Genomic DNA, 24056 nt, shown 5'->3' with positions numbered 1-24056 from the left:
ATTTCATCCAGCCTGCATCCAGACTCCAACCTCGCGTGTAGTACCAACAGCAGCCACCGGGTTGCTGAGCGCGATTCCACTTTCTGGAGATGTCTGCATGAACGCAAAACGCTTGCTCTGCCTGACCGGAACCACCCTGGCATTCACCTGCCTGGCCACCACAGCCTTCGCCCAGGCCGATCTGCCTGAGAGCGTGCGGGTACCGGCGGGTCACAAGGTCAGCCTGCAAACCACCGGGGTTGGCGAAATCACCTACGAATGCAAGGCCAAGGCCGGCACCGAAAACCAGCTGGAATGGACCTTCATCGGCCCCAAGGCCGAGCTCAACGACCGCAGCGGTCGCACCATCGGCAGCTACTACGGCCCGCCCGCCACCTGGGAGGCCAAGGATGGTTCGAAACTCACCGGTACACAGGTAGCCGTGGCGCCTTCCAGCGCGGGCAATCTGCCGTACCAGCTGGTCAAGGCCAACCCGGCCGAAGGCAAGGGCGTGCTCAGCGGCGTGAGCTATATCCAGCGCGTGGCGCTCAAGGGTGGCGTGGCACCGGCCAAGACCTGCGATGAAGCCAGCAAGGGCCGGAAAGAAGTGGTCAAGTACCAGGCCGACTACATTTTCTGGGCCAGCAACTGACGGCATGGCAATCAGCTATGCTGCTGACTGGCAGCCTCGCCCGAGGTCGCGACAACCCAGGGATGGCGGATCGACTTGACCTCCTTCGAAGCGCAGTTTGACTACGAAACGGCCTTGCAGGCCTGCGCCCGCGGCGAGCGGGGCGCCCTGCAGGGCCTTTACCGCCAGGAAAGCGCGCGACTGCTCGGCGTGGTCCTGCGCATCGTGCGTGATCGCGCCCAGGCAGAAGACATCGTGCACGACGCCTTTCTCAGAATCTGGACCCAGGCGAGCCGTTTCGATCCGCAGCGCGGTTCGGCACGCGGCTGGGTGTTCACCCTCACCCGCCGTCTGGCGCTCAATCACATGCGCGATCATGCCCGCGAGGCCCCTTTGGTCGAGCACGATCTGGCAACGACGGCAACGATCGACAGTTTCGACTGGCAGGTCCACCCAGGGCGCATTCATCAGTGCCTGGAACAGCTCGAACCGGTACGGCGCAATTGCATCTGCCACGCCTATGTGGACGGCTACAGTCACCAGCAGATTGCCCAGAAGGTCGGCGCGCCACTGGGTACGGTCAAGGCCTGGATCAAGCGCAGCCTGGCGGCCCTCAAGGAGTGCATCGGATGAATCCGCTGAGCGAGGCCGAACGCGACGAACTGGCCGGTGAATACGTGCTCGGCACCCTGTCTGCCGAGCAGCAGCGGGAGGTCGAACGACGCCTGGTCAACGACCCGGCCTTGCAAGCGGCGGTGGATGCCTGGGAGGCGCGCCTGCTGCCGCTCACGGCACAGGCCGCAGCTGTAGAGCCGTCGATGCAATTGTGGCCGCGTATCGAACGCAGCCTCGGCGCCACCGCCCCCGCCAGAAGCGGCTGGTGGAACAACCTGAACCTGTGGCGCGGCCTGGCCGGGGCCGGGCTGGCCGCCTCGCTGCTGCTGGCCAGCCTGCTGGCAACAGGTCCGGCTTCAGCCCCGCCCAGCTACTTGGTGGTACTGGTCGCGCCGCAGGACCGGGCCCCTGGCTGGGTGATCCAGGCACGCGACAGCCGCCAGCTGCAGCTGATTCCCATGGGTACCACCTCGGTACCGGCCGACAAGGCGCTTGAGTTCTGGACCAAGGGTGATGACTGGCAGGCGCCGGTCTCCCTGGGCCTGGTCAAGCCGGGCCAGGTGATCGAGATTCCCCTGGACCGCCTGCCGCCGCTGCAGCCCAACCAGCTGTTCGAGCTGACCCTGGAACCGCCCAGCGGCTCCCCTACCGGCAAGCCCACCGGGCCGATCCAGTTCATCGGTCGCGCCGTGAAGGTGATCTGAGGGTCGCCACCGCCCCCCTCGTGAAATCCCGCGAAACGCTATGCAACATCTTGCCGTAGAATGGCGGGCTTGCCTGCGAGGTCCGGTCGCGTGCCGGCTCGCACTGCCATTCGCCACACCAGTAATGATTGGACCAGTAATGACGTCAAAAGATGGTTTGAAACGCGGGCTCTCGGCCCGTCACATCCGTTTCATGGCCCTGGGTTCTGCCATCGGCACAGGCCTGTTCTACGGCTCGGCCGCCGCCATCCAGCAAGCCGGCCCGGCCGTGCTGCTGGCCTACCTGATCGGCGGCGCCGCCGTATTCATGGTCATGCGCGCCCTCGGCGAAATGGCCGTCCACGATCCGGTCGCCGGGTCCTTCAGCCATTACGCCAGCCGCTACCTGGGCCCGTTGTCGGGCTTCATCCTGGGCTGGACCTACGCCTTCGAGATGATCATCGTGTGCCTGGCCGACGTCACGGCCTTCGGCATGTACATGGGCTTCTGGTTTCCGGATACACCACGCTGGATCTGGGTGCTGTCCATCGTGCTGTTCATCGGTGCGCTGAACCTGTGCAACGTCAAGGTCTTCGGTGAAACCGAGTTCTGGCTGTCGCTGCTCAAGGTCAGTGCCATCGTGGCGATGATCATCGGCGGCGCGGCCATCATGCTGTTCGGCGTCGGCAGCAGCAGCGGCGGCGAGTTGACCTCTGGCATCAGCAACCTGTGGGCGCATGGCGGCTTCATGCCCAACGGCATCGGCGGCCTGGTCGCCTCGCTGGCGGTGGTGATGTTCGCCTTCGGCGGCATCGAGATCATCGGCATCACCGCCGGCGAGGCCAAGGATCCCAAGCGCACCCTGCCGCAGGCGATCAATGCCGTGCCGCTGCGCATTCTGTTGTTCTACGTGCTGACCCTGTTCGTGGTGATGTGCCTGTTCCCCTGGACGCAGATCGGCACCCAGGGCAGCCCCTTCGTGCAGATCTTCAGCAACCTGGGCATGCCGGCGGCCGCCACGGTGCTCAATATCGTGGTGATCTCGGCGGCGGTATCGGCAATCAACAGCGATATCTTCGGCGCCGGGCGAATGATGTATGGCATGGCCCAGGACGGTCAGGCGCCAAAAGCCTTCGCCCGCCTGTCCCGCCATGGGGTGCCGTGGATGACCGTAGTGGTGATGGGCGTGACCCTGCTGCTGGGCGTGCTGCTCAACTACCTGATTCCGCAGAACGTATTCCTGCTCATCGCTTCGCTGGCAACCTTCGCCACGGTCTGGGTCTGGCTGATGATTCTGCTCACCCAAGTGGCGATGCGCCGGCAGATGAGCGCCGAGCAGGCGCGCCAGCTGCAGTTCCCGGTACCGTTCTGGCCGTGGGCGCCGGCGGCGGCGATCGTCTTCATGCTGTTCATCTTCGCGGTACTGGGCTGGTTCCCGGACAGCCGCGCAGCCTTGATCGTCGGCGCGGTGTGGGTGGCGCTGCTGGTGGTGGCCTACCAGATTGGCGTCAAGCCGCGGTTGGGCAAGCAGCAAGGCTGAAGGACCGGCCGGCCCTACCCGGTTGTCCGCTCAGGCCCGCAGCAGGCGCAGGCCGTTGAACACCACCAGCAGGCTAACCCCCATGTCGGCGAACACCGCCATCCACATGGTCGCCATGCCGGCGAAGGTAATGCCGAGGAACAGCAGCTTGGTGAGCAGCGCCAGGGCGATGTTCTGCCGCAAAACCGCAGCGGTCTGCCGAGACAGGCGGATGAACGCCGGAATCTTGCGCAGGTCGTCGTCCATCAGCGCCACGTCGGCGGTCTCGATCGCGGTATCGGTGCCCGCCGCCGCCATGGCGAACCCGATCTCCGCTCGGGCCAGCGCCGGGGCGTCATTGATGCCGTCACCGACCATACCGACGCGATGCTGGCGTCCGTACAGCGCTTCGATGGCCTGCAGCTTGTCGGCTGGCAGCAGGTTGCCCTGCGCTTCATCGATGCCCACCTGATCGGCAATCGCCCTGGCGGTGTGCGGGTTGTCACCGGTCAGCATCAGGGTCTTGATGCCCAGCTCATGCAACTGGGCGACCGCTTCGCGGCTGCTGTCCTTCACCGTATCGGCCACCGCGAACAGTGCCAGCGGGCCGCTTTCATCGAGCAGCAGGACCACGGTCTTGCCCTGCGATTCCAGCGCGTCGAGCCGGGCCTCCAGCGCTGGCGAGCACAGCCCCAGTTCCTCGACTAGGCGGTGGTTACCCAGATGATAGCGGCGGCCATCGATGCGGCCAGCCACACCCCGCCCGCCCAGGGCCTCGAAGTCCTTGACCTCATGGCGGGCCAGGCCGGGCTCGGCGGCCTGGGCGATGGCCAGTGACACCGGGTGATCGGAACGTGCCGCCAGGCTGACAGCCAGGGCCGCGACGCCTTCGGGGCGTTCCTGCAGCACCACGCAGTCAGTCTGCACCGGCTTGCCGTGGGTCAGGGTGCCGGTCTTGTCCAAGGCTAGGTAGTCGAGCTGGCGGCCCATTTCCAGGTACACACCGCCCTTGACCAAGATGCCCTTGCGCGCTGCCGCCGCCAGGCCACTGACGATGGTCACCGGGGTGGAAATCACCAGGGCGCAAGGGCAGGCCACGACCAGCAGCACCAGGGCACGGTAGATCCAGTCGAACCAGGCCCCGTCGAAGAACAGCGGCGCCACCACGGCCACGGCCAGGGCAATGGCGAACACCGCCGGGGTGTAGATGCGCGAGAAGCGGTCGACGAAGCGCTGGGTCGGTGCGCGAGCGCCCTGGGCCTCTTCGACGGCATGGATGATGCGCGCCAGGGTCGACTGGTTGGCCGCGGCGGTGACGCGGAACTCCAGGGCACCGGCCTGGTTGATGGTGCCAGCGAACAGCTTGTCGCCCACGCCCTTCTCCACCGGCAGGCTCTCGCCGGTGATCGGCGCCTGGTCGACCGTTGACTGCCCGCTCAGCACTTCGCCATCCAGGGCAATACGCTCGCCGGGCCTGACCCGAACGACTGCACCGGGCTCGACGGCCTCGGCCTCGACCTCCAGCCAGCTGCCATCAGCCTGGCGTATGGTGGCGCGGTCAGGGGTGAGTTGCATCAGCCCACCGATGGCGTTGCGCGCGCGGTCCAGGGACCGGGCTTCGATCAATTCCGCGACGGTGAACAGGAACATCACCATCGCCGCTTCCGGCCACTGGCCGATCAGCACCGCGCCGGTCACGGCGATGCTCATCAGCGCGTTGATGTTCAGGTTGCGGTTGCGCAGGGCGATCCAGCCCTTCTTGTAGGTGCCCAGGCCACAACTGAGGATCGACAGCAGCGCCAACGCCGCCACCAGCCACTCGGGACCGGCGCTGAAATGCACCAGCTCGGCCCCCAGGGCGGTCAGGCCAGAGAGGGTCAGCAGCTTCCAGCCACTCTTCTTCGCCGTCGCTGCCGGTTCGGGCGTGGCACCGGCGTCCAGAGGTTGAGCGTCCATGCCCAAGGCACCGATGGCATCACGAATCGCAGCGGTGTCGGGCAGCACGTGCCAGACCCCGAGGCGGCGCTGGATCAGGTTGAACTCCAGCTTTTGCACACCGGCCAACTTGCCGAGCTTGTCCTGGATCAGGGTTTGCTCGGTGGGACAGTCCATGGCTTCGATGCGGAACTGGCTCAGGCGTGCCTCGGCAGAAGCAGCCTGGTCAAAAACCACCTCCGATGGCGCAGCACCTGCCGAGCAGCAGCCGCCATGGCCATGCGCGTGGCCAGAAGCGGCCGGGTGAGCGTGTGAATGTGCGTCCTGCACAGGCGTGAGCCGGGTGATCTGCCCCATCTGTCGAGCCTCCGAGTCGTGATGTTGCCAAGTGAACACCCTGTAGCCACTATAGGGTCAAGCACCCTCTCGGAAATCACTGCCATGAAGATTGGTGAACTGGCCAGACTGACCGATACCCAGGTCGAAACCGTGCGCTACTACGAACGCGAGGGTCTGCTGCCTGCGCCGTCGCGCACCGAAGGCAACTACCGCTTCTATACCCAGGCGCATGTCGAACGCCTGACCTTCATCCGCAACTGCCGCAGCCTGGACATGACCCTGGACGAAATCCGTCGCCTGCTCAGCCTGCGTGACAGCCCCCAGGACCAGTGCGAAAGCGTCAACGCGCTGATCGAAGAACACATCGCCCATGTCGATGCGCGAGTCGCCAGCCTGCAGGCCCTGCAACAGCAACTGCGTGAGCTGCGCCAGCGTTGCAACGACGCCGACCCGAGCCACTGCGCGATCCTTGAGCGCCTGGAAGTGACCGGCGCAGTGGCGACCCCGGAAGGCGAACCCTCCCATGTAGGCAGAAGCCACGGGCATTGATACATTGGCGGCCCGCCGCGTAACCCGGAACTCCCATGCCGAAGAAACCTGCCAAGGCCGCCCTGTCGCAGTCGGGCCACAAGCCGACCCAGCCGACCCTGATCGATGTCGCCAAGGTGGCAGGGGTGTCGCCGATCACCGTGTCGCGGGCCTTGAGTCGACCGGAAGTGGTCAGCGAGAAGACCCGGCAGAAAGTCATCGAAGCCGTACGCCAGACCGGCTACGTGTCCAACATGCTGGCCGGCAGCCTGGCCAGCAATCGCAGCCGACTGGTGGCGATCTTCCTGCCCACCATCGCCAACTCGATCTTCGCCGACACCGTGCAGGCGCTGATGGACCGCCTGACCCAGGCCGGTTACCAGACCCTGCTGGGATTGACGGGCTATTCCGCCGAACAGGAAGAAAAGCTGCTGGAGGCCATCCTCGGCCGCCGCCCCGACGGTATCGTGCTGACCGGCACGCTGCACACCGAGTCCAGCCGGCTGCGCCTGGCCCAGTCCGGCATTCCGGTGGTCGAGGCCTGGGACCTTTCCGACGACCCGCTGGACATGCTGGTGGGGTTCTCCCACGAGAAAGTCGGCGAAGCCATTGCCCGGCACCTGCTGGGCAAGGGCTATCGGCGCTTCTCCATCGTCAGCCTGGGCGACCCTCGCGGTTTGCGACGCTGCAACAGCCTGATCGCCGAGCTGGGTCGACATGGCATCGACCAGGTGCCGCTGCAGGTGATGACCCCACCGGCCACTCTCAAGACCGGGCGAGACGGCTTGCAGGCACTGCTGGAGCAGCACGACAGACCCGAGGTGGTGGTGTGCAGCTCCGACACCATCGCCCAAGGCGTGCTGGCCGAAGCCGCCAGCCGTGGCCTGCGAGTGCCCGAGGATCTGGCGGTGATGGGGTTTGGCGACTTGAGCAGCGCCGCCCAGGTCTACCCGGCGCTGTCCACGGTCAGCGTCAACGGCCAGGCGATTGGCCTGCAGGTCGCCGAAGCGCTACTGGAGCGCTTCGATCATGCCGACAACAGCGTCGAACCCCTGCGCATCGACAGCGGATTTACCCTGATCGACCGTCAGACCACCTGACCCCGCCCCCTGCCGTACGTAGCTCAGCGCTTGAATGATTGCGCAATCATTGTATGATCCAGCTCATCAGGCCTTGGCCGTAATCCGCCAGCCTGATTTTTTTGGGCGAGAAATGATTGCGCAATCATTTCTCGCCCGGACGGGCTGCCGGGCACTTCGCTCACGTTGCCCGACACCGATCACTCATAAGGAAGACAACAACAGTGAGCCAGACCAACCCCTCGGTAGCCAGGACCAACGTCCGCTACCTCATCCTGGCGATGATCTTCATCGTCACCGTGTTCAACTACGTCGACCGCGCCACCCTGTCCATCGCCGCCCCGGCGATGCGCAGCGACCTGGGCTTCGATGCGGTGACCATGGGCATCGCCTTTTCCGCGTTCGGCTGGGCCTACACCAGCATGCAGATTCCCGGCGGTATCGTGCTCGACCGCTACGGCTCGCGCCTGGTGCTGGGCGTCAGCCTGATCCTGTGGTCGACCCTGACCTTCCTGCAGGGCTACGTCGACCTGTTCAGCTCGGCGTTCCTGGCGCTGTTCGTGCTGCGCTTTCTGATGGGCGTGGCCGAGTCGCCGGCCTTCCCGGCCAACAACCGGCTGACGGTGATGTGGTTCCCGCGCCACGAACGCGGCCTGGCCACGGCGATCTTCCAGTCGGCGCAGTATTTCGCCCTGGCCGCCTTCACGCCGCTGATGGTGCTGCTGCTCAATGCCTTCGGCTGGCAGCACGTGTTCTTCTGGACCGGTGCGGCCGGCATCCTGGTCGGCCTGCTGTGGTTTCGCATGGTCCACGAGCCGCGCAAGGACAAGCGGGTCAACCCGGCGGAAATCGAATACATCGAAAGCGGTGGCGGCATGCCGAACATCGGCGATACCAAGACCCCGTTCAGCTGGCAGCGCGCCCGGGCCATCGGCGCCAACCGCATGATGCTCGGCGTGTACCTGGGGCAGTTCTGCCTGACCTCGATCACCTGGTTCTTCCTCACCTGGTTCCCCACTTACCTGGTCGAAGCCAAGGGCATGACCATGCTCAAGGTCGGCCTGGTGGCCGCCATCCCGCCGCTGGCCGGTTTCGTCGGCGGCATGGTCGGCGGCCTGTGGTCGGACTGGATGCTCAAGAAGGGCTTCAGCCTCACGGCGGCACGCAAGACCCCGATCATCTGCGGCCTGCTGCTATCGAGCAGCATCGTGGTCGCCAACTACACCCAGTCGGTGTCCCTGGTGATTCTGGTGATGTCCATCGCCTTCTTCGCCAAAGGCGTCGGCAACCTGGGCTGGTGCATCGTCGGCGACGTCTCGCCCAAGCAGGCCATGGGCATCAGCGGCGCGATGTTCAACTTCTGCGGCAACATCGCCAGCATCGTCACCCCCATCGCCATCGGCCTGCTGGTCGGCAAGGGCTCGTTCGACATGGCGCTGGTGTATGTCGCCGCCATGGGCCTGCTGGGTGCCTTCGCCTACCTGTTCATCGTCGGCCCGCTCAAGCGCATGGAACTTGATGAAGCCCTGCATGACGCCCCGGCCGCCGAACCGGCCCCCGCCAAATCCTGAAAAGTCATCCACACCCTCTAGGAGAGTGACATGAGCACACAAGCACAAGACCGCCCGTCCGCCGACCACGACCAGATCGCCTGGATCAAGGTGTCCTCGGTGTTCCTGCCGCTGGCCAACCCGATCAGTGACGCCAAGGTGCTCACCGGGCGGCAGAAACCCATGACCGAAATCGCCATGCTGTTCGTCGAGGTGCAGACCCGCGACGGCCACAGCGGCCTGGGCTTCAGCTATTCCAAGCGTGCCGGCGGCCCCGGCCAGTTCGCCCACGCCCAGGAAATCGCCCCGGCGCTGATCGGCGAGAACCCCAGCGACATCGCCAGGCTGTGGACAAAACTCTGCTGGGCCGGTGCCTCGGTGGGCCGCAGCGGCCTGTCGACCCAGGCCATCGGCGCCTTCGACGTTGCCCTGTGGGACCTCAAGGCCAAGCGCGCCAACCTGTCACTGGCGCGGCTGCTCGGCGCGCAGCGCGATTCGGTACGCTGCTACAACACCTCCGGAGGCTTCCTGCACACGCCGCTGGAGCAACTGCTGAAGAACACCGATCTGTCGCGGGAAAAGGGCATCGGCGGCATCAAGCTCAAGGTCGGCCAGCCGGACTGCGCTGTGGATATCCATCGGGTCAGCACGGTGCGCCAGCACCTTGGGGATAACTTTCCGTTGATGGTCGACGCCAACCAGCAGTGGGACCGCCCCACCGCGCAGCGCATGTGCCGGCAGTTCGAAGCGCATAACCTGGTGTGGATCGAAGAACCGCTGGACTGCTATGACGCCGAGGGCCATGCCGAACTGGCCCGCCAGTTCGACACGCCGATCGCCACCGGCGAGATGCTCACCAGCGTCGCCGAGCACGCCGAGTTCATCAAGCTGCGCGGCGCCGACTACCTGATGCCCGATGCGCCACGGGTCGGCGGTATCACGCCGTTCCTCAAGGTTGCCGGCATGGCCGAGCAGGCCGGGCTGATGATGGCGCCGCATTTCGCCATGGAGCTGCACGTGCACCTGGCCGCCACCTACCCCACCGAGCCGTGGGTGGAACACTTCGAATGGCTGGAACCGCTGTTCAACGAACGCCTGGAAACCCGTGATGGGCGCATGCTGGTGCCTACCCGCCCCGGCCTGGGCCTGTCGCTGAGCGAGCGGGTGGCCGGCTGGACGGCACAGAGCGTGGAAATCGGCCAGCGCCCCTGAACGGCCCGGACCGGCTGCAGGGGCGAGCGGTCCGACCGGCGCTTACAGCTTCATGCCCACCGCTAGGCGGTTGAAGGCGTTCATCAGCGACACGGCCATGGTCAGGTCGCTGATCTGCGCGTCCGAGAAGTGCGCCTTCAACGGCTCGTAGCATTCGTCGGGCGCGCCCTTGTCGGCCACGTACGTCAGGCACTCCGCCCAGGCCAGGGCCGCGCGTTCGCGCTCATCGAAGCGCTCGCTGAGGCGCCAGCCGGCCAGGCAGTCGAGCTTTTCCTGCGCGACCCCGCTTTCGCGCAGGGCCTTGGCGTGCTTGCCCAGGCAGAAGGCACAGCCGTTGATCTGCGACACGCGCAGAAACACCAGCTCCACCAGCACGCCACCCAGCGGGCCTTCGAGCAGCGCCTTGTTGGTGGCCAGCAGGCCCTGGTAGGCAGCCGGGGACAGGGTGGAAAACGGCAGTCTGAGTTGGCTCATGATGAATCTCCGGTAGGTCAGAGGGAACGGAACAGTGGTTCGAGCGCCAGGCGCGCACGGGCGGCGGACAACGCGTTGTCCATGGCCGCCTCGCCGTGCGCCAGGCCTTGCAGATAGGTGAAATGCAGGTCGAACAGGCCCAGGGTGTTGAGCACGTGGCGCAGGTACGAGGTCAGGAAATCCGGCTGCCGGGCGCGTTCGCCTTGGTGAAAGCCGCCGGAGCTGACCAGCACATAGACCGGCCGGTCGCCCAACAGGCCGTGCTTACTGCCATCGGGCGCCGGGGCGAACGTGCGGTGGATGCGCAGCACGTAGTCGATCCACAGCTTGAGCGCTGCCGGCACGGCGAAGTTGTGCATGGGCGTGGTGATGAACAGCGCGTCGCACTGCTCCAGTTCACCGATCAGCGCCTCGGACACCTCGAAGGCCGGGTCGTGGAGCGGCGCGGCGCTGCTGACGGCGTACGCGTAGTTGGCCGGCAGCGGCGGCAGGTGTTGCAGCCCGAGGTCGCGCTCCACCAGGGTGAGCTGCGGATGCTGGCGACCCAGGGCCGCCAACAGTTCACGAGCCAGGCGCTGGCCCTGCGCGGCTTCGCCCAGGGGGCTGGCGTTGAGTAGCAGAATCCGGTTCATGCCGCGCCCTCTTCTTGCAGGCGCTGGCTGAAGTGCATGCCACGCGCCAGCAGGCCCTGACGGAAGTAGAAACGCTGGGCCAAGGGCATGTGCAGGCCGGTGTCCAGCACGAAGTGGGCACACCCGCCCTGCCTGGCCCATTCGCGCACCGCATCGAGCAGCCGCCCGCCCAGGCCGCCGCGCTGCAGGCCGGGTTCGATCACTAGGTCGTCGACATAAACGAAGCGCCCGTACAACAGATTCTCTGTCTCGCGGTAGCCGGCCAGGCCGACCAGCTGGCCTTGCTCGAACGCGCCCAGCAGGCGGTAGCCCTGACGCATCTGGCGTTGCAGCTGGGTCACATAGCGCTGTGGATCGCCCAGGTGCGGGCGCAGCACGCGCATCAGCGCCAGGCTGTCGGCCAGCGCCTGGGGCGTTTCAAGGTGTTCGAAGGTGCATGACATGACGGAGGGGCTCCAGAAAAGGATGAGCCACTCTAGGCCGCCAATGACTTAAGCTACAGGGCCAAAAAATGCACAAACGAGTAGGCCATGTCGTTATCCTTCGACCCGGACCGCAGCCAGGCGCTGCCGATCTACCGGCAGCTCTACCAACGCTTTCGCGAAGCCATTGCCAATGGCCGCCTGCAACCGGGCGAGCGGGTACCGGCGGTGCGCGCCCTGGCGGCCGAACTGAACCTGGCACGCGGCACCGTCGAGGCGGCCTACCAGTTGCTGATCGGCGAGGGTTACCTGAGCCCTCGGGGCGCAGCCGGTACGGTGGTCAGCCCGCAGCTCACGGCCCAGGCGCGCCAGGCACAGCCGGTGCCGGATGCTGCCCCGAGCTACCAGCCGGCGCACAGCGGCACGCTGCCCATGCCCTTGCAGATGGGCCTGCCGGCACTGGATGCCTTCCCGCGCAAACTGTGGAACCGCCTGGCCGCGCGCCAGCTACGGCACAGTGGCCTGGAGGGGCTGGTCTACCCGTCACCGCAGGGTCATGCGCCTCTGCGCACCGCCATTGCGACCTACCTGGGCATTTCCAGGGGTATTCATTGCCAGCCCGACCAAGTGTTCGTCTGCGCCGGCTATCGGGCCTGCCTGGACCTGATCCGCCATACCCTGATGCAGCCCGGCGATGCCTGCTGGCTCGAAGACCCCGGCTACTTCATGGCCCGCCAGGTGCTGCTGGAGGCCGGTGCGCAACTGGTGCCGGTGCCTGTCGACGCCGAGGGCCTGGACGTGGCGTGTGGCGTAGCCCTGGCGCCGCAGGCGCGCTTCGCGGTGGTCACCCCCACCCACCAGAGCCCACTGGGGGTCTCGCTGAGCCTGCCGCGGCGCCTGGCCCTGCTGGGCTGGGCCGGGCGCCAGGGCAGCTGGATCATCGAAGACGACTACGACAGCGAGTACCGCTACCGCGGCAAGCCGCTTCCGGCCCTGAAGAGCCTCGACCAGCAGGAACGCGTGCTGTACACCGGCACGTTCAGCAAGGTGCTGTTTCCGGGGCTGCGCCTGGCCTACCTGGTGGTTCCCGCACCGCTGGTGGATGCCTTCGCCCGCCAGGCCGATCGTCTGCACAACCATTGCCCGCTGCTGCATCAGGCCACGGTCGCCACCTTCATGGGTGAAGGGCATTTCGCCCGCCACCTGAACCGCATGCGCCAGCTCTATGCGCGACGCCGGCAGTGGCTGCTCGACGCCCTGCAAGCGCAGGGCGGCGCGCATCTGCAGCTCGATGAACAGGCCGGGGGCATGCACCTGCTGGCGCTTCTGAGCAATCAGGATGATGGGCCGGTGGCTGCCGAGGCTCGGCGGGCGGGCCTGGCCGTGCAGGGATTGTCGGGGTGGTATCTGGGCGAGGTGCGTCGGCAGGGGCTGTTGATGGGCTTCACCAACGTGGCCAGTGCCGAGCAGGCCAACGACCTGGCTCGGCGCCTGGCCCCGCTGCTGCGCAGGGCCGGTTGACGCTGGTCAGACCGCCATCGGCGCGGTCAGCGGAGCGTGGTGCTGGTAGCCTTCCAGGCTGAAGTCCGAAGGCTCGACCTGCTCCAGCCATTGCGGCTGGTAGATACCGGTCTTGGCGAACTCCGGCACGCGGTCGGCGATCACTAGCTTCGGCAGCGGGAACGGCTCGCGGCTGAGCTGCTCGTTGAGCATGTCCAGGTGGTTCTCGTACACATGCGCATCGCCGATGAAGTAGGTGAACCAGCGCGGCGTGTAGCCGGTCAGGCGGCCGATCAGGCTGAGCAGCGCGGCGCCCTCGGCCAGGTTGAACGGCGTGCCCAGCCCCAGGTCGTTGGAGCGGATGTACAGGGTCAGGGAGATTTCCCGGGTCTGCGGGTTGGGGTGCAGCTGGTACAGCAGGTGGCACGGCGGCAGGGCCATTTCATCGAGCTGCGCGCAGTTCCAGCCGTGGAACAGAATGCGCCGGCTGCCGGGGTCATTGATGATGGTGTCCACGCACTGGCGGATCTGGTCGATGGCCTTGTACAGCACCACGAAGGCCTGGCCGTCTTCCTCGGCCTCGGCGATCTGCCGGTAGCCCTGGGCCAGGGTCTGCTCGATGGCCGCCGTGTTGCTGGCCGGAATGCGCTTGTAGGCCGGCCATTTGCGCCACTGCACGCCGTAGATCTCGCCCAGATCGTCTTCGCCCTGGCGGAACGGGTTGTTCAGCCACTGGGCGTTCTCGTTGGCGTTCTGGTCCCAGACCTTGCAGCCCAGGGCGCGGAATTCGGCCGCATTGTTCACCCCGCGCAGGAAGCCGACCATCTCGCCGATGGCGGCCTTGAAGGCCAGGCGCCGGGTGGTGATGGCCGGGAAGCCCTCCTGCAGGTCGAAACGCAGCATGGCACCGGGGAAGCTGATGGTGTTGATGCCGGTGCGGTTGGCCTGCAAGGTCCCGTGCTTGATCACATGGGCGACGAGTTCCAGATATTGCTTCATAAATTACCTGCTTGAATGAACACGCCGGGCTGCAGCCCGGCGTTTCAGTATTAGACGGCAGCCCTGGAGGCGGCCGGGTCACGCTTGTAGGCCAGCCAGATCATGAAGGCGCCGGCGAAGATCATCGGCAGGCTGAGAATCTGCCCCATGGTGACCCAGCCCCAGGCCAGGTAGCCCAGCTGTGCATCCGGCACCCGAACGAATTCGACGATGAAACGGAAGATGCCGTAGAACATGGCGAACATGCCGGACACCGCCATGGTCGGGCGCGGCTTGCGGATGTACAGGTTGAGGATGATGAACAGCGCGACGCCTTCCAAGGCGAACTGGTACAGCTGCGACGGGTGCCGTGCCAGCTGTGCCGGGTCGCTAAACGGCGGGAAGACCATGGCCCACGGCACGTCGGTCGGCTTGCCCCACAGCTCGGCGTTGATGAAGTTGCCAATGCGCCCGGCGCCCAGGCCGATGGGCACCAGCGGCGCGACGAAGTCCATCAGCTGGAAGAAGCTCTTGCCGTTGCGCTTGCCGAACCACCAGGCCGCCAGCATTACGCCGATGAAACCTCCGTGGAAGGACATGCCGCCCTTCCACACCTCGAAGATCAGCAGCGGGTTGGCAATGTAGGCCGACAGGTCGTAGAACAGCACATAGCCGAGCCGCCCGCCGACGATCACGCCCATGGCCAGCCAGAACACCAGGTCGGAGATTTTCTCTTTGGTCCAGGTCGGGTCGAAGCCCTGCATCCTGCGCGTGGCCAGCCACCAGGCACCGCCGATACCGACCAGGTACATCAGGCCGTACCAGTGAATTTTCAGCGGGCCAAGCGAAACCGCTACCGGGTCAATCTGCGGGTAAGGCAGCATTGCGACTCCTCAATGAGATGCCCGTGGGGCAACTGGATCAGGCGGGCATAGTACCGGAGCCCGGCGCGTGGCTCTAGACGCCGCCGACCGGAGATAAGCAAAGTTCATGTTTCACAAGGAGCCGTACATGTGCCTGATCGTGTTCGCCTGGCGCCCCGGTCACCCGCAACCGCTGATCGTGGCGGCCAACCGGGACGAATTCTACGCCCGCCCTGCCAGCCCATTGGCGGCCTGGCCCGATGCGCCGGGCGTGTATGCCGGCCGCGACCTGGAGGCCGGCGGCACCTGGCTGGGCATCTCGGCCGCCGGACGCTTCGCCGCGCTGACCAACATCCGCGACCCCGGCCAGCCCCAGGGCCTGCGTTCGCGGGGTGAACTGGTCGCCGGTTTTCTGGCCGGCAACCAGGCGCCCGCCGACTACCTGGCCGAAGTTGCCGACCGGGCCGGGGCCTACAGCGGTTTCAACCTGCTGGCCGGCACTCGCGAAGAGCTGTACTACCTGAATTCCCGCGCCGCACAACCCGAGCGTCTCGGCGCCGGCGTCCATGGGCTGTCGAATGCCCGCCTGGACACGCCCTGGCCCAAGCTGCGCAAGGCACGTGCAGCCCTGCACGCCGGCCTGGACGACCCACGGCCCGAAGCCTTGCTGGCCCTGCTGGAAGACCGCCAGCCGGCACCGCTCGCCGAGCTGCCAGACACCGGGGTCGGTGTGCAGACCGAAACCCTGCTGTCGAGCATCTTCATCGCCAGCCCGAACTACGGCACCCGCGCCAGCACCGTGCTGATCGTCAACCAGGACGGCAGCCAGCGGATCATCGAGCGCAGTTTCGGGCCGCAGGGTGCGGCGCTGGAAGAGGTGCAAGTGCTGGTCTGACGCCAGCCCAGACTGTGGGGTTCAACCGAGGCGGCCCGGTGTTCGCAGCAGATGCAGTGACCCCGGTAGGACCGGCTGAAGCCGCAATACTGGTCAGTTAGGCAGGGTAGGAGCGGCTTCAGCCGCGAAGCGACCGCATGTTCACAACAGATGCACTGAATTTCCTGGCGCCTTCGCGGCTAAAGCCGCTCCCACCTGCCCCCCCCTGGAACGGCCAGGTGCCCGAGGCTCAGTGGCCCTTGACCGAACCCGGGTTGAGCATGCGCGCCAGGCCGAGGTTGCGCAGGGCCAGTTGCAAGGTACTGCTGATGACCTGCGGGTTGTCGTTCTGCATCAGTTGCGCCAGCAGCTCCTGGGCCCTGCCCAGCTCCACCTGGCGCAGCATCCACTTCACCTTGGGCAGGTTGGTGGCGTTCATCGACAGACTGTCGAAGCCCATGGCCATCAACAGCACTGCGGCGGCCGGGTCGCCGGCCATCTCGCCGCAGATGCTGATGGTCTTGCCTTCGGCATGCGCGTCGCGCACCACGCTCTGCAGGGCCTGTAGCACAGCCGGGTGCAGGTAGTCGTAGAGGTCGGCAACCCGTGGGTTGTTGCGGTCGACGGCCAGCAGGTACTGGGTCAGGTCGTTGGAGCCCACCGACAGGAAGTCGACCTGGCGCGCCAGGTCGCGGGCCTGGTAGACCGCCGCCGGAACCTCGATCATCACACCGACCGGCGGCATGGGCACGTCGGCACCCTCATCGCGCACTTCGCCCCAGGCCCGGTGAATCAGGTGCAGGGCCTCTTCCACTTCATGGGTGCTGGAGATCATCGGCAGCAGGATGCGCAAGTTGTTCAGGCCTTCGCTGGCCTTGAGCATGGCGCGGGTCTGGACCAAGAAGATTTCCGGATGGTCGAGGGTCACGCGAATGCCGCGCCAACCCAGGAAGGGGTTCTCTTCCTTGATGGGGAAGTAGGACAGCGCCTTGTCACCGCCGATGTCCAGGCTGCGCATGGTCACCGGCAGCGGATGGAAAGCCGACAGTTGTTCGCGGTAGATCGCCAGCTGTTCCTTCTCGCTGGGGAAGCGCTGGTTGATCATGAACGGCACTTCGGTGCGGTACAGGCCGACACCTTCGGCGCCGCGCTGCTGGGCGCGGGCGACGTCGGCGAGCAGGCCGGTGTTGACCCACAGCGGCATGCGATGGCCGTCGAGGGTCACGCAGGGCAGTTCGCGCAGGGCATCGAGATCCTGGGACAGCTGGCGCTCTTCTTCCACCACCACGGAGAACTGCTTGCGCAGGATCTCGCTGGGGTTGGTGTAGACCTCACCATGGTGGCCGTCGACGATCAGGTCGATGCCATCGACCTTGGAATACGGAAAGTCGACCAGGCCCATGACCGTGGGAATGCCCATGGCGCGGGCCAGGATCGCCACGTGGGAGTTGCCCGACCCCTGGACCGAGACCAGGCCGACCAGCTTGCCTTCGGGTACTTCGCCGAGCATGGCCGGGGACAGCTCTTCACTGACCAGAATGGTGTTGTCGGGGTAGACCAGGGTCTGCTGGCGGGCCTCCTGCAGGTAGGCCAGCAGGCGCCGGCCCAGGTCCTTGACGTCCGAGGCGCGCTCGCGCAGGTAGGCGTCGTCCATCAGTTCGAAACGGTTGACGTGTTCGGTGACCACCGAGCGCAGCGCGCCCTGGGCCCATTGGCCGGTCTTGATGACGTTGGTCACTTCGCTGCCCAGCGCGGCGTCGTCGAGCATCATCAGGTAGACATCGAACAGCGCGCGCTCTTCGGGGCGCAGTTGCGTGGCGAGCTTGGTGGACAGGTTGCGCATGTCGTTGCGCACCCCTTCCAGGGCGTTCTGGAACAGCGCCAGTTCGGCGTCGATGTCGGTAACGGTCTTGTCCGGCACCACCTCGAGATCGGCTGGCGGCAGCACCACCACCGCCACACCCACCGCCGCGCCGGGCGAACCGGCCACGCCGACGAACTTGGCTTCCTGGATGCCCTTGCCCTGGCGGCCCAGGCCACGGATCGAACCGGTGGCCTCGGCATGGGCGATGACTCCGGCGAGCTGCGCGCTCATGGTCACCAGGAAGGCTTCTTCGCCTTCGTCGAACTGGCGACGCTCTTTCTGCTGGATGACCAGGACGCCGACGACCCGACGGTGGTGGATGATCGGCGCGCCGAGGAAGGAGGCGTAGCGCTCCTCGCCGGTTTCGGCGAAGTAGCGGTAGCGCGGGTGCGCGGCGGCGTCTTCGAGGTTCAGGGGTTCTTCACGGGTGCCGACCAGGCCCACCAGACCCTCGTTGGGGGCCATGCTGACCTTGCCGATCGAGCGCTTGTTGAGGCCTTCGGAGGCCATCAGCACGAAGCGATTGGTGTCCGGGTCGAGCAGGTAGACCGAGCAGACCTGGCTGCCCATGGCCTCCTTCACACGCAACACAATAATGCCCAACGCCGCCTTCAGATCCTTGGCGGAGTTAACTTCCTGGACGATCTTGCGCAGCGTATTGAGCATGGCTCGGGGTCGAACTCCGTGTCAGTCACGCGCCAGCAGGCGCGGGGCAAGCTCTTTGAGTGCGCGCCGGTAAACCTCGCGCTTGAATGTCACCACCTGACCCAGCGGGTACCAATAGCTGACCCAACGCCAGCCATCGAACTCCGGCTTACCGGTCAGGTCCATCCGCACCCGCTGCTCGTTGGAGATCAGGCGCAAGAGAAACCATTTCTGCTTCTGGCCGATGCACAGTGGCTGGCTGTGGGTACGCACCAGCCGCTGGGGCAGACGATAGCGCAGCCAACCACGGGTACAGGCGAGAATCTCGACGTCGTGCCGTTCCAGCCCGACCTCTTCGTTCAATTCACGGTACAGCGCTTCTTCCGGCGTTTCCTGGGGGTTGATCCCGCCTTGAGGAAACTGCCAGGCATCCTGGTTGATACGACGAGCCCACAGGACCTGACCGGCATCGTTTGTCAGAATAATCCCGACATTAGGACGGAAACCATCGGGGTCGATCACGGCAACAACCTCGCAAACGCATGTCGCCGCATTGTTCCACAAAGGCCCTCAAAGCAGCAACGAGGCTTGGCACCTTATCTGAAGTCTTGTGAAAACCTCGTATTGATTGGCGCTTTTTTCAGTGTTTTCAGGGGTTAACCGGTCTTCGCCGGGCACCGTTGACTGCCAGGCTCAGCCTGGCCGGGCGACCAGCAACACAGCCATACCGATGAAGCACAGGCCGGCGAGAACCGCCAGCACCCGCGTGAAGCGGCCGGTGGCCGCACCGGCCAGGCGCATGAGCAGCCAGGCCCAGGCCACGAGACCGAAGGTATAAAGCAGGCTGCTGGCGAGGATCCAGCCCTGCCCCAGCGCCAGCCCGAGCTTATGGACCAGCCACCAGCCGCTGAACGGCAGTATGGCCAGGCCCAGGGCCATGACCAGCCAGGCCCAGAGCGACGGGCGCAGCCACAGGCGTTGCGGCACGGTTTCCTGGCCGGCGTGGCGGGTGCGCAGTTGCCAGGCGGCCAGCCCGGCGGCACCGCCCAGCACCGCCACCAGGGCAGTGACATGCAGGCTTTTCAGAGCGATCAGCGTGTCCATAGGGCGACCTCTTCGATGTACGACCCACGCTCATGGGCATCCGGACCTACGCGCCCCTTCACCCCAGGAACAGGCAGTAGGCCGGGTTATCCGTTTCGTCCCAATAAGGGTAGCCGATCTCGCCGAGCGCCTGGCCGACCAGATGCCGTTCCTCCTCCGGCACCACCAGCCCGGCCACCACCCGCCCGTCGGCAGCCCCGTGGTTGCGGTAGTGGAACATCGAAATGGTCCAGCGCCCCCCCAGTTTGTTGAGGAAGTTGAACAGCGCGCCCGGCCGCTCGGGGAACTCGAAGCGCAGCACCACTTCGTCGCTGACCCGCTCCGAATGGCCGCCGACCATGTGCCGGATGTGCAGCTTGGCCAGCTCGTTGTCGGTCAGGTCCACCACCGGGAAGCCCTGCTCGGTGAGGCTGGCGATCAGCGCGCTGCGCGGGTCGCGCTCGGGGTGGGTCTGCACGCCGACGAAGATGTGCGCCTCGCGGTCGGTGTGGTAGCGGTAGTTGAACTCGGTGATCTGCCGCTTGCCCACCGCTTCGCAGAAGGCCTTGAAGCTGCCGGGCCGCTCGGGGATGGTCACCGCGATGATCGCCTCGCGGCCTTCGCCCAGCTCGGCGCGCTCGGCCACGTGGCGCAGGCGGTCGAAGTTGACGTTGGCGCCGGAGTCGATGGCCACCAGGGTCTGGCCCTGCACGCCGCGCTGCTCGACGTACTTCTTGATCCCGGCCACCGCCAGGGCGCCGGCCGGCTCGGTGATCGAGCGGGTGTCGTCGTAGATGTCCTTGATCGCCGCGCAGATCTCGTCGCTGCTGACGGTGATCACCTCATCGACATAACGGCGGCACACCTCGAAGGTGTGCTGGCCGATCTGCGCCACGGCCACGCCGTCGGCGAACAGCCCCACCTGGCTGAGCGCCACGCGTTCACCGGCGGCCATGGCGGCCTGCAGGCAGTTGGAGTCGTCCGGCTCGACGCCGATGACTTTGATTTCCGGGCGCAGGTACTTCACGTAGGCCGCGATGCCGGCGATCAGCCCGCCGCCGCCGACCGGTACGAAGATGGCATCCAGCTGGCCCGGCTGCTGGCGCAGGATCTCCATGGCCACGGTGCCTTGCCCGGCGATGGTGTCGGGGTCGTCGTAGGGGTGGATGTACACCAGGCCGTCCTGCTCGACCAGTTGCAGCGAGTGGGCCAGGGCCTCGGGGAAGGAGTCGCCGTGCAGCACCACTTGCGCACCGCGTGAGCGCACGCCCTCGACCTTGATCTCCGGGGTGGTCTTGGGCATCACGATGACCGCACGGATGCCCATCTCCCGCGCCGCCAGGGCCAGACCCTGGGCGTGGTTGCCGGCCGAGGCGGTGACCACGCCACAGGCGAGCTCGGCGGCGCTGAGCTGGGCGAGCTTGTTGTAGGCGCCGCGGATCTTGAACGAGAACACCGGCTGCAGATCTTCGCGCTTGAGCAGCACCTGGTTGCCCAGCCGCTCGGACAGCTGACGGGCACCCTGCAGCGGGGTTTCGATGGCGACGTCATAGACGCGGGAGGTGAGGATCTTCTTGACGTACTGTTCAAGCATCGCGGCGACATCACGGACCAAAGGGCAAGGCGGCAAAGTTTAGCGCCGCGACCGACGCGCGACCACATTTGCCGCCACGCCATCGCTATAATGGCCGCCCTTTCGCACACCATCGGCACCGTGGAGCCCGCATGAACCAGGATCAACTCAAACAGGCCGTCGCCCAGGCCGCCGTCGATTTCATTCTTCCCAAGATCGACGACAAGAGCATCATCGGCGTCGGCACCGGCTCCACCGCCAACTGCTTCATCGATGCCCTGGCCCAGCACAAGGGCGCCTTCGACGGCGCCGTGGCCAGCTCCGAGGCCACCGCCGCACGCCTGAAGGGCCATGGCATTCCGGTTTATGAACTCAATACCGTGAGCGACCTGGAGTTCTACATCGACGGCGCCGACGAAAGCGACGAACACCTGAACCTGATCAAGGGCGGCGGCGCGGCCCTGACCCGCGAGAAGATCGTCGCTGCCGTGGCCAAGACCTTCATCTGCATCGCCGATGCCAGCAAGCTGGTGCCGGTGCTCGGCGCCTTCCCGCTGCCAGTGGAAGTCATCCCCATGGCCCGCAGCCATGTGGCCCGCGAGCTGGTGAAGCTGGGCGGCGACCCGGTGTACCGCGAGGGTGTGATCACCGACAACGGCAACATCATCCTCGACGTGCACAACATGAGCATCACCAACCCGGTGGAGCTGGAAAGCCAGATCAACGCCATCGTCGGCGTGGTCACCAACGGCCTGTTCGCCGCCCGCCCGGCCGACCTGCTGCTGCTTGGCACCGCCGAAGGCGTAAAGAGCCTGACCCGCTAAACCCGATACAGGTCAGTTAGACCGGGCAGGAGCGGCTTCAGCCGCGAAGTAACCGCATGTTCACAGCAGATGCAGTGAATTTCCTGGCGCTTTCGTGGCTAAAGCCGCTCCCACGGCCTGACCTGTATTGCGGCCAAAGCCTGCCCGTCCAAGCTGAGCGGCATTACCCTTGGGCGCTGGTCAAGGCTTCTTGAACACGTAGAACAGGTTCGGTTCGCTGACCAGGTACAGGGTGCCTTCGTCATCCATGGCGATACCTTCGGCCTGGGGTACGGTCTTGCTCAAGCCCATCTGGCCCTTCTTCAGCGAACCGCTGCCCACCGGCCGGCCATCGACGTCCAGTTCGAGGATCTGTCGCGACTCGTCGGACAGCGCCAGCAGGTGGCCACTGCGTTCGTCGAACTGCAGGCTGGACAGGTCACGCACGAAGATCCCGGCATCGCGCTGGCGGTTGGACGCGACCTCCAGTGTTCCAGGCGCACCGGCATCCTGCCTGGGGAACCCGCGCACCTCGATGATCTGCACCGGGTCGCGCTCCTTGGCGACGAACAGCCGCTGGCCCTGGGTATCGTAGGCCAGCCCTTCGAAGCCCTTGTTGCTGCCCGCATTGAAATCCAGGGTCAACTGCTCGGAGCGGCTGGCATCCAGGCTGCGCGTGTCGTCGCCCACCTGCACCTGGATCAGCCGCTGACGGCGTTCGTCACTGATTACGAATACGCCGGGGCGGATGTATTCCACGGCCTCGGCGTCACCAAAGCCTTCCAGGTGAATGCGCCGCAGAATACGGCCATCCAGGCTCAGCTCGACCAACTCGCTGTTCTGGTTGGTGACGGTGAACAGGGTCTTGCGACTCGGATCGAAGCTGAGCGCCGAGACGTCGTCCTCCAGCCCCTCGATGACCTTGCCTTCGACCACCACGCGGTAATCATCCAGGCCGATGGCCGAAGCCGACTCGGTCTGCCAGAACAGCTTCCAGTTGAAGGCGGCCCGCTCCACCAGACGAAATTCGCGAGCGGCAAAGAACGCCACGGCTGCCAGCAGCAGTACGATGAGGACCCACAGCTTCAGATGGATGGAACGACGCATTTCGGCAGCTCTTGCAAGGAAGGGGCTGCATAAATAGCACGCCAATCTGAAACCAGGCTTAATAGCTCATGGCCACATGACTGCAATGTGCCGTTTATTTCTTCTTGAAGGCATAGAACAGGTTCGGTTCACTGACCATATAAAGTGTGCCCTGCTCGTCCATGGTCACGCCTTCGGCACGCGGCAGGGTGTCTTTCAAGCCGTTCATGCCGCCCAACAGGGTCATGAAGCTGACCTGCCGGCCCTGCTCGTCCAGCTCCAGCAGCATGTGCGAGTCAGCGGACAGCGCCAGGATATGACCGGTGCGCGGATCGACGGCCAGCGCCGACAGGTTGCGCATTTCCAGGTCATTCTGGCCCAGACGCTGCTTGTCGCCGGTCAGCCATTCACTGCCGTCGCTCTGCCAGGTGAAGATCGCCGCCGGGCGTTCCTGGCCGATCAGCAGTTGCTGGCGCTTGGGGTCCCAGGCAATGCCCTCGAATCCCTTGTTCTTCTTCTCGGCAGCGCCAAGGTCGTAGCGGGTCGCATCGCTGAGGCGCAGACGCGTGGTAGCGGCATCCACCTTGACGATGCTGAGCACCTGTTGGCGTTCGTCGGTAAAGGCCACCAGGCCGTTGTCCAGCACCGCGATGCCTTCGGGGTTGCTCCAGCCTTCCATGGGAATCTTGCGCAGTACGTCACCCTTGAGGCTCAGCTCGACCAGAAAGGGGTTCTTGCCCATAACCGCGAACAGCGTGCGGGTCGCCGGGTTGTAGGCCAGGTCGCTGGCCTCGTCGTCGGCCATGCCTGGCAGCACCTTGGCGTCGATGCTCACCTGGTAATCCGGTAGCCAGACGCTGGCCATGCGCTCGGCCTTGCTCTGCATCACCTCTTTGGCGAACAGCAGCGCCCGGTCGTCCCAGTGCATCGCGTGGGCCAAGGCACAGGCGGCCACCACCACCGGCAGCAGCCAGACGTACCAGCGCAGGCTGAGACGCCGCGACGAGCGTGAAGACAGGTAGGGGATAGCCATCGAAGACTCCTGATCGGGTAGGAAGCACGTGCTCGGTGCCCCTATCCGTGGGGCCTCGGGAATTATCCGGATCAGTTGTGAAAAAAATGCCAATGGCCGGCGAATTGCCCCTGCGCCACAAAAAAGACCGCCCCAGGGCACGGGGCCATGGGGCGG

The 24056-nt window shown here is 65.6% G+C and carries 23 protein-coding genes; 11 read left to right on the top strand and 12 right to left on the bottom strand.

Annotated features, from left to right (window positions below; translation table 11 throughout):
• Positions 1-97: 97 nt before the first annotated feature.
• From RRX38_RS17960 to RRX38_RS17945, 4 genes are all read left to right on the top strand, one after another.
• Positions 98-631, top strand: a complete 534-nt coding sequence (locus tag RRX38_RS17960) for a DUF3455 domain-containing protein (protein WP_315960131.1) — start codon at positions 98-100, stop codon at positions 629-631.
• 75 nt (positions 632-706) lie between these two features.
• On the top strand, positions 707-1243 hold the full coding sequence (locus tag RRX38_RS17955; protein WP_315960130.1) for a sigma-70 family RNA polymerase sigma factor: 537 nt from the start codon (positions 707-709) through the stop codon (positions 1241-1243).
• Positions 1240-1929 (top strand): anti-sigma factor domain-containing protein, encoded by a 690-nt coding sequence (locus tag RRX38_RS17950; RefSeq protein ID WP_315960129.1) that lies wholly within the window; start codon positions 1240-1242, stop codon positions 1927-1929. The genes RRX38_RS17955 and RRX38_RS17950 overlap by 4 nt, the downstream gene beginning before the upstream one ends.
• A gap of 139 nt (positions 1930-2068) precedes the next feature.
• Positions 2069-3448 carry an amino acid permease gene (locus RRX38_RS17945; RefSeq protein ID WP_315960128.1) on the top strand — a complete coding sequence of 460 codons (1380 nt, stop codon included), beginning with the start codon at positions 2069-2071 and terminating at the stop codon, positions 3446-3448.
• Positions 3449-3478: 30 nt separating this feature from the next.
• Here RRX38_RS17945 and RRX38_RS17940 read toward each other — a convergent pair whose 3' ends face one another.
• A complete protein-coding gene (locus RRX38_RS17940; RefSeq protein WP_315960127.1) occupies positions 3479-5719 on the bottom strand; it encodes a heavy metal translocating P-type ATPase in 2241 nt (746 codons plus the stop codon).
• An 84-nt stretch (positions 5720-5803) separates the two neighbouring features.
• Here RRX38_RS17940 and cadR point away from each other — a divergent pair, with 84 nt between their 5' ends.
• From cadR to RRX38_RS17920, 4 genes are all read left to right on the top strand, one after another.
• Positions 5804-6250, top strand: a complete 447-nt coding sequence (cadR, locus tag RRX38_RS17935) for a Cd(II)/Pb(II)-responsive transcriptional regulator (RefSeq protein ID WP_315960126.1) — start codon at positions 5804-5806, stop codon at positions 6248-6250.
• 35 nt (positions 6251-6285) lie between these two features.
• Entirely contained in the window at positions 6286-7329 is a 1044-nt protein-coding gene (locus tag RRX38_RS17930) for a LacI family DNA-binding transcriptional regulator (RefSeq protein ID WP_315960125.1), read from the top strand.
• A gap of 260 nt (positions 7330-7589) precedes the next feature.
• The gene (locus RRX38_RS17925; RefSeq protein WP_315962700.1) at positions 7590-8879 is read left to right on the top strand and encodes an MFS transporter; all 1290 of its coding nucleotides are present in this window, start codon (positions 7590-7592) and stop codon (positions 8877-8879) included.
• A 30-nt stretch (positions 8880-8909) separates the two neighbouring features.
• A complete protein-coding gene (locus RRX38_RS17920; protein ID WP_315960124.1) occupies positions 8910-10070 on the top strand; it encodes an L-talarate/galactarate dehydratase in 1161 nt (386 codons plus the stop codon).
• 42 nt (positions 10071-10112) lie between these two features.
• Here RRX38_RS17920 and RRX38_RS17915 read toward each other — a convergent pair whose 3' ends face one another.
• From RRX38_RS17915 to RRX38_RS17905, 3 genes are read right to left on the bottom strand one after another with little or no spacing between them, the layout of a single operon-like run.
• On the bottom strand, positions 10113-10544 hold the full coding sequence (locus RRX38_RS17915; RefSeq protein ID WP_295471752.1) for a carboxymuconolactone decarboxylase family protein: 432 nt from the start codon (positions 10542-10544) through the stop codon (positions 10113-10115).
• Positions 10545-10561: 17 nt separating this feature from the next.
• Positions 10562-11176 carry an FMN-dependent NADH-azoreductase gene (locus RRX38_RS17910; RefSeq protein ID WP_295471750.1) on the bottom strand — a complete coding sequence of 205 codons (615 nt, stop codon included), beginning with the start codon at positions 11174-11176 and terminating at the stop codon, positions 10562-10564.
• Positions 11173-11619, bottom strand: a complete 447-nt coding sequence (locus RRX38_RS17905; protein WP_315960123.1) for a GNAT family N-acetyltransferase — start codon at positions 11617-11619, stop codon at positions 11173-11175. Before RRX38_RS17905 ends, RRX38_RS17910 begins: the two co-directional genes overlap by 4 nt.
• Positions 11620-11706: 87 nt before the next feature.
• On the opposite strand from RRX38_RS17905, the gene RRX38_RS17900 reads away from it, so the two are divergent.
• On the top strand, positions 11707-13119 hold the full coding sequence (locus RRX38_RS17900) for a PLP-dependent aminotransferase family protein (protein WP_315960122.1): 1413 nt from the start codon (positions 11707-11709) through the stop codon (positions 13117-13119).
• A 6-nt stretch (positions 13120-13125) separates the two neighbouring features.
• On the opposite strand, the gene RRX38_RS17895 is transcribed toward RRX38_RS17900, so the two are convergent.
• Positions 13126-14097, bottom strand: a complete 972-nt coding sequence (locus tag RRX38_RS17895; RefSeq protein WP_295471743.1) for a thymidylate synthase — start codon at positions 14095-14097, stop codon at positions 13126-13128.
• 50 nt (positions 14098-14147) lie between these two features.
• A complete protein-coding gene (lgt, locus tag RRX38_RS17890; RefSeq protein ID WP_295471741.1) occupies positions 14148-14960 on the bottom strand; it encodes a prolipoprotein diacylglyceryl transferase in 813 nt (270 codons plus the stop codon).
• A 127-nt stretch (positions 14961-15087) separates the two neighbouring features.
• On the opposite strand from lgt, the gene RRX38_RS17885 reads away from it, so the two are divergent.
• On the top strand, positions 15088-15834 hold the full coding sequence (locus RRX38_RS17885) for an NRDE family protein (protein ID WP_315960121.1): 747 nt from the start codon (positions 15088-15090) through the stop codon (positions 15832-15834).
• Positions 15835-16063: 229 nt separating this feature from the next.
• Here the strand turns inward: RRX38_RS17885 and ptsP are convergent, their stop codons facing one another.
• From ptsP to ilvA, 4 genes are all read right to left on the bottom strand, one after another.
• The gene (gene ptsP / locus RRX38_RS17880; protein ID WP_315960120.1) at positions 16064-18343 is read right to left on the bottom strand and encodes a phosphoenolpyruvate--protein phosphotransferase; all 2280 of its coding nucleotides are present in this window, start codon (positions 18341-18343) and stop codon (positions 16064-16066) included.
• Positions 18344-18364: 21 nt separating this feature from the next.
• Positions 18365-18844 (bottom strand): RNA pyrophosphohydrolase, encoded by a 480-nt coding sequence (locus RRX38_RS17875; protein WP_315960119.1) that lies wholly within the window; start codon positions 18842-18844, stop codon positions 18365-18367.
• 171 nt (positions 18845-19015) lie between these two features.
• Positions 19016-19426: a DUF2269 family protein gene (locus RRX38_RS17870; protein ID WP_315960118.1), complete on the bottom strand. Its 411-nt coding sequence runs from the start codon at positions 19424-19426 to the stop codon at positions 19016-19018.
• 58 nt (positions 19427-19484) lie between these two features.
• A complete protein-coding gene (gene ilvA, locus RRX38_RS17865) occupies positions 19485-20999 on the bottom strand; it encodes a threonine ammonia-lyase, biosynthetic (RefSeq protein WP_315960117.1) in 1515 nt (504 codons plus the stop codon).
• 131 nt (positions 21000-21130) lie between these two features.
• Here ilvA and rpiA point away from each other — a divergent pair, with 131 nt between their 5' ends.
• A complete protein-coding gene (rpiA, locus tag RRX38_RS17860; protein WP_315960116.1) occupies positions 21131-21802 on the top strand; it encodes a ribose-5-phosphate isomerase RpiA in 672 nt (223 codons plus the stop codon).
• A gap of 180 nt (positions 21803-21982) precedes the next feature.
• Here rpiA and RRX38_RS17855 read toward each other — a convergent pair whose 3' ends face one another.
• A complete protein-coding gene (locus RRX38_RS17855; protein ID WP_295478116.1) occupies positions 21983-22888 on the bottom strand; it encodes an SdiA-regulated domain-containing protein in 906 nt (301 codons plus the stop codon).
• Positions 22889-22982: 94 nt separating this feature from the next.
• Positions 22983-23900: an SdiA-regulated domain-containing protein gene (locus tag RRX38_RS17850; RefSeq protein WP_315960115.1), complete on the bottom strand. Its 918-nt coding sequence runs from the start codon at positions 23898-23900 to the stop codon at positions 22983-22985.
• Between the last annotated feature and the right edge of the window lie 156 nt (positions 23901-24056).

It is taken from the genome of Pseudomonas sp. DTU_2021_1001937_2_SI_NGA_ILE_001 (assembly GCF_032463525.1).
Classification (GTDB): domain Bacteria; phylum Pseudomonadota; class Gammaproteobacteria; order Pseudomonadales; family Pseudomonadaceae; genus Aquipseudomonas.
This window is presented reverse-complemented; position numbering and strand designations above follow the sequence as displayed.

Coding starts and splice junctions, on each gene's coding strand:
- RRX38_RS17930 (WP_315960125.1), top strand. CDS start 6,286: ATGCCGAAGAAACCTGCCAAGGCCGCCCTGTCGCAGTCGGGCCACAAG.
- RRX38_RS17945 (WP_315960128.1), top strand. CDS start 2,069: ATGACGTCAAAAGATGGTTTGAAACGCGGGCTCTCGGCCCGTCACATC.
- ptsP (WP_315960120.1), bottom strand. CDS start 18,343: ATGCTCAATACGCTGCGCAAGATCGTCCAGGAAGTTAACTCCGCCAAG.
- RRX38_RS17920 (WP_315960124.1), top strand. CDS start 8,910: ATGAGCACACAAGCACAAGACCGCCCGTCCGCCGACCACGACCAGATC.
- RRX38_RS17925 (WP_315962700.1), top strand. CDS start 7,590: ATGATCTTCATCGTCACCGTGTTCAACTACGTCGACCGCGCCACCCTG.
- RRX38_RS17895 (WP_295471743.1), bottom strand. CDS start 14,097: ATGAAGCAATATCTGGAACTCGTCGCCCATGTGATCAAGCACGGGACC.
- RRX38_RS17850 (WP_315960115.1), bottom strand. CDS start 23,900: ATGGCTATCCCCTACCTGTCTTCACGCTCGTCGCGGCGTCTCAGCCTG.
- RRX38_RS17885 (WP_315960121.1), top strand. CDS start 15,088: ATGTGCCTGATCGTGTTCGCCTGGCGCCCCGGTCACCCGCAACCGCTG.
- RRX38_RS17870 (WP_315960118.1), bottom strand. CDS start 19,426: ATGGACACGCTGATCGCTCTGAAAAGCCTGCATGTCACTGCCCTGGTG.
- RRX38_RS17900 (WP_315960122.1), top strand. CDS start 11,707: ATGTCGTTATCCTTCGACCCGGACCGCAGCCAGGCGCTGCCGATCTAC.
- RRX38_RS17950 (WP_315960129.1), top strand. CDS start 1,240: ATGAATCCGCTGAGCGAGGCCGAACGCGACGAACTGGCCGGTGAATAC.
- RRX38_RS17855 (WP_295478116.1), bottom strand. CDS start 22,888: ATGCGTCGTTCCATCCATCTGAAGCTGTGGGTCCTCATCGTACTGCTG.
- ilvA (WP_315960117.1), bottom strand. CDS start 20,999: ATGCTTGAACAGTACGTCAAGAAGATCCTCACCTCCCGCGTCTATGAC.
- RRX38_RS17910 (WP_295471750.1), bottom strand. CDS start 11,176: ATGAACCGGATTCTGCTACTCAACGCCAGCCCCCTGGGCGAAGCCGCG.
- cadR (WP_315960126.1), top strand. CDS start 5,804: ATGAAGATTGGTGAACTGGCCAGACTGACCGATACCCAGGTCGAAACC.
- lgt (WP_295471741.1), bottom strand. CDS start 14,960: ATGCTGCCTTACCCGCAGATTGACCCGGTAGCGGTTTCGCTTGGCCCG.
- RRX38_RS17960 (WP_315960131.1), top strand. CDS start 98: ATGAACGCAAAACGCTTGCTCTGCCTGACCGGAACCACCCTGGCATTC.
- RRX38_RS17905 (WP_315960123.1), bottom strand. CDS start 11,619: ATGTCATGCACCTTCGAACACCTTGAAACGCCCCAGGCGCTGGCCGAC.
- RRX38_RS17915 (WP_295471752.1), bottom strand. CDS start 10,544: ATGAGCCAACTCAGACTGCCGTTTTCCACCCTGTCCCCGGCTGCCTAC.
- rpiA (WP_315960116.1), top strand. CDS start 21,131: ATGAACCAGGATCAACTCAAACAGGCCGTCGCCCAGGCCGCCGTCGAT.
- RRX38_RS17940 (WP_315960127.1), bottom strand. CDS start 5,719: ATGGGGCAGATCACCCGGCTCACGCCTGTGCAGGACGCACATTCACAC.